At 68.3% G+C, this 243-nt stretch carries 1 pseudogene; it reads right to left on the bottom strand.

Features of this window, described 5'->3' with window-relative positions:
- Positions 1–53: 53 nt before the first annotated feature.
- Positions 54–243: pseudogene (locus ACQG3P_RS22105) on the bottom strand (DUF6537 domain-containing protein); the annotation flags it as partial.

Genomic DNA, 243 nt, shown 5'->3' with positions numbered 1-243 from the left:
TACAGGCGCGCCACGTCGTACTCGTCCTTGTAGGCCATGAGCTTTAAGTTTTAACGCGCCAGGGTTTCGGTCAGCGCCGGGGTGCCGGCCTTGTCCCACTCCGCCGTGCGCACGCGGTCGACCAGCGCGCGGTAGCGCGCGGCATAGGCCGCGGCCTGGTACTCGGTGAGGAAGCGCACGCGGCGGTCCACCAGCTCATCCAGCGCACGCGACAGGCGCTCGTCATCCAGCGGCAGGAATGCG

This window comes from Stenotrophomonas sp. SrG (genome assembly GCF_050031795.1).
In the GTDB taxonomy this organism is placed as follows: domain Bacteria; phylum Pseudomonadota; class Gammaproteobacteria; order Xanthomonadales; family Xanthomonadaceae; genus Stenotrophomonas; species Stenotrophomonas rhizophila_A.
This window is presented reverse-complemented; position numbering and strand designations above follow the sequence as displayed.